Here is a 3,738-nt window from a genome sequence, read left to right on the forward strand (position 1 = left end):
GTAGGGGATAGGGAGTAGGGGATAGGGAGTAGGGAGTTAGGAGTTAGGAGTTATTAAGAACTTTTCCCCCATTCCCCACTCCCCACTTCCCATTTATGCTATTTTTTCTTCGTTTTTCAATGCTAAACGAGCTAGTCCATAACAGATTAGGGCGTTGGCGATGAGGAAGAGGCGTGCTAAGTGACCACTTCCCAAACCCATAACTGCTGGATCTAAAAATGCACTTACTGTCAAGCACGCTGCGACACCTAAGGTTGAACCAATGGCAAACCATCTCCAACTAGGATGTCCCAGCAGCAATGCCATTAACACAATGGGAATCAGTACGCTAGCAAATAGGGGATTCAATGCATCGGTTCCCTGGAGAGTATTGCCGAGTTCCGGAATTGAACTGCCCAAAACCCGGAAAGGCCATTGGGGAAGATCAAAAATATAGATTCCTTTGAGGAAGAATAACCCGGAACTGCCAGCGATTAGTCCACTAGATAAAGACCAACTCCAAGTGAAGGGGAAGTAAACCCGTAAAAACCAAGCTAGTAGATAAGAACCAACTACCATTAAAATCTTGGGTAACAGTGCGATCGCACCACCATCAATCCAAAAGCCGGGGTTAAGATAGCCGTTATCCCGTAACCACCGGAAGAAATCTGGGAAACTGATTTGTCCCGCAAAGGCTAGTTTTACTGCTGCTTCTGCATTAAGTTGTCCAGCGCCATAATAGTTCAAACCATCATCCTGGATAACTCGCGCCGACTGTTTGAGAACTTTTAACACTTCATCTGGTTCTTTGATGCCAGCAGCTTTGATTAATGCCGCAACACCAGCAACGTGGGGAGAAGCCATGCTTGTACCCTGGAAACCCAGAAATACCCCTTCGCCCTTTTCGTCGATAGTTTCTTGAAGAATCTTACCAGCTTCACTACCACCTGGAGCCGAGATATCTACCCCAGCACCAAAGTTAGAATAGGGCGCTCTTTCGCCATCTGGGCCAGTTGCGGAAACGCCGATGACATAAGGATAGCGGGCTGGATAGCTTGCCCCATTGGTGTTTTCATTCCCTGCTGCGGCAATGATAACTACGCCTTTTCTATGGGCATACTCGATCGCTTCTTTCATCAACTTGCTTTCACCGCCACCGCCTAAGCTCATATTAATCACATCTGCGCCTTTATCAGCAGCAAATTTAATCGCTTCGGCAATATCGGCCACAGTACCGCCACCATAGGAACTGAGTACCTTCAGAGGCATCAGACTGGCTTCATAGGCAATTCCAGCTACACCATATTTGTTATTTGTGGCTTGGGCAATAGTTCCGGCAACATGAGTACCGTGACCATTATCGTCTGTGGCTTCTTCTCGGTCGTTAACAAAATCATAGCCTTTGACGAATTTAGTCTCATACAAGTCGCGTACCTTGGTAATACCGGTGTCAATTACTGCAACTGTAATACCACTGCCTTTAGTTTGACTCCATGCCCCTTCAATACCGATTTTGTGCAAGTTCCACTGCTTGCTGTAATATTGGTCATTGGGGCCAGTTAATGAGGGGGTTGTCTCATCATCATCTTGAGGTCTTAAAAATTCTCCAAGCCTTGCAGCTTTACCTGGTTGTGGAATCTTCCTATAGATATAATTTGGTTCAATGAATTCTGTTGCTTGGGCAAACTGAGATTTTTTCAGTTCTTGGAGTCGCTGCTGATCGCCTTTGATAATATACACATTATCTTTTTTGGAAAACTTGTTGTCTAATTGGGGTGTAACGTTGTATTGTTTGGCGATCGCTTGCAGATCCTGTTCCACCACCAGTGATGGAATATCTTCCCGAAAATCAAGCACAATCGTCTCAAACTCTCCTTTAGCTGCCAATCCCTGGAAATTCAGGAAACCAAATATGGCAGATCCCAGCCCAATGACAAACAAGCACAATAATATAAGCTTTCTCATATTAACTCATCACCGCTTTTTGCCAGTTTGCTCACTACCATAACTTATCTCCATCCTTTAGTGGTGGATTTTGCACTTTTAGTTACAAGTTTCACTCAGGAATTTTTTAAACGATGGAACGTGGTCTTTTGTGGTTGCCGTTATTAGTAATGTTTTTCTGGTTGGCTTGGCAAGGCTCGAAGGAATATCAAAAAGTTGAAGCCTATCGCGCTTGGGCAGAACAATTTGAACGGGCTAAGTACGATATTTATTCAGTATTAGCTCAAAAAGGCAACAATTTAACTTGGGGAAAACCCACGCCTAAAGGGCCTGTTAAACTAGAAACATTCTCTTTGCTTGATGTTAGAGAAATACATCTTTTAGTAGATGAGAAAAAAGTAGATTTAGCAAATATACCAGAAAAAGGTCGGTCTATAGAGTTAGAATTTATATTTTCCGAATCTACTGATTCTGTGCGGGTTCCGTTTACAGAAATCCCTTTGGCAGCAGAATGGGGTAAGTTTTTGCAGGGGGCGTTAGAAAGTTTGCGATCGCAAGCGAATCAGTAGTTATATATAAGTCTGGCTAATTATCTATTGCAGTAGGCATCATAGTGAAAAAGCTCTTGAGCAGGGGAGCAGGGGAGAAAAACCACGCCACTTGCGGATGTTGCTCTCAACCCTCCTGAGAAAAGGAGCAATAGTGCTTTCGCCCACAATTCCAGTCAGTTTGTACCCTGCCTCCTGCCTTTTATCAAAAGACACAACTAAACAGTGATAAAAGTGGAAGGTTGAGCCAAAAGTATACTTGCAGTGACATTATCCAACTTCGCCAACACTTGATTGTCAGAACTATTCATAATGAAGGCAATACTTCCTTGTTGATATATTGATAATTGACCGAACTGGAGACCACCTGACAAGGCAATTTTGTCCTTACCTATTTCAAAGTCAGTAATGGAATCCGTGCCGTCACCAGAAGCCAATACAAAGGTATCGGTGCCATAACCCCCTGTAAGTACATCTTTGCCATTGCCCCCATAAAGCCAGTCATTGCCTGTGCCCCCTAATAGTTGGTCATCGCCGATACCACCAAATAGCGTATCGTTACCGTTATCACCCGAAAGCTTGTCATTGCCGCTATCGCCATAGAGCAGGTCATCACCATCACCTCCCCAGAGAGTATCGTTTCCATCGCCTCCGAAAAGTTGGTCATTTCCTACATTACCTACGATGTTGTCTGCACCCCCAAACCCATAAATCTTGTTGGCTGGAGCATTGCCTTTTAAGTACTCAGAATTTTCAGTGCCATTGAGAAGATAAATTTCATTAGCAAGAGGGGGTTTAACTGTGCCACTGATGGCAAAGTCAAAGGTGCTTTCGTTACTATCGTTGCTATCCAAACTGAAACTGCCAGAATATGTTCCAGGTGTAGGTGTATTCGTATTGAGTGCCACCGTTATACTTTTTGAATCCTTGGCAGCCACGGTATATGGAAAAGTTCCTACCAAACTAAAGCCGTTGGGGAGTTTGAGATTACTCAGGTTGAGGGTAGCTGTACCCGTGTTCTTGATGGTGAAAGTTTTGGTAACGGTACTGCCGAAAGCGACGTTGCCAAAGTCGATGGGACTGGTGCTGCCATCTGCAATGTTAACAGTGCCATTGAGAACTTGAATTTCGGGGGCAGGAGCGGGCTGAACTGTACCGCGAATGGCAAAGTCAAAGGGGCTTTCGTCAGGATCGTTGTTGGTCAAACTGAAGCTGCCAGAATATGTTCCAGGTGTTTTCGTATTGAGTGCCACTAATACACTCGCCC

Annotated in this window: 3 protein-coding genes; 1 reads left to right on the forward strand and 2 read right to left on the reverse strand. The window is 44.5% G+C overall.

What is annotated here, in order from left to right; all coding sequences use genetic code 11:
• Positions 1–93: 93 nt before the first annotated feature.
• The gene (locus tag ACFFAP_RS37035; RefSeq protein WP_375515874.1) at positions 94–1,944 is read right to left on the reverse strand and encodes a S8 family peptidase; all 1,851 of its coding nucleotides are present in this window, start codon (positions 1,942–1,944) and stop codon (positions 94–96) included.
• A 113-nt stretch (positions 1,945–2,057) separates the two neighbouring features.
• Between ACFFAP_RS37035 and ACFFAP_RS37040 the strand changes: the two genes are divergently transcribed.
• Complete coding sequence (locus tag ACFFAP_RS37040; protein WP_375515875.1) at positions 2,058–2,492, forward strand: hypothetical protein; 435 nt, start codon at positions 2,058–2,060, stop codon at positions 2,490–2,492.
• 197 nt (positions 2,493–2,689) lie between these two features.
• On the opposite strand, the gene ACFFAP_RS37045 is transcribed toward ACFFAP_RS37040, so the two are convergent.
• Positions 2,690–3,738, reverse strand: a 1,049-nt coding sequence (locus ACFFAP_RS37045) for a choice-of-anchor D domain-containing protein (protein WP_375515876.1), incomplete at its 5' end; no start/stop codon positions are given.

The organism is uncultured Nostoc sp. (assembly GCF_964245575.1).
GTDB lineage: Bacteria > Cyanobacteriota > Cyanobacteriia > Cyanobacteriales > Nostocaceae > Nostoc.

Bases quoted from the DNA above. Each gene is read 5' to 3' on its own strand.
- ACFFAP_RS37035 (WP_375515874.1), bottom strand. From the start codon at position 1,944: ATGAGAAAGCTTATATTATTGTGCTTGTTTGTCATTGGGCTGGGATCT.
- ACFFAP_RS37040 (WP_375515875.1), top strand. From the start codon at position 2,058: ATGGAACGTGGTCTTTTGTGGTTGCCGTTATTAGTAATGTTTTTCTGG.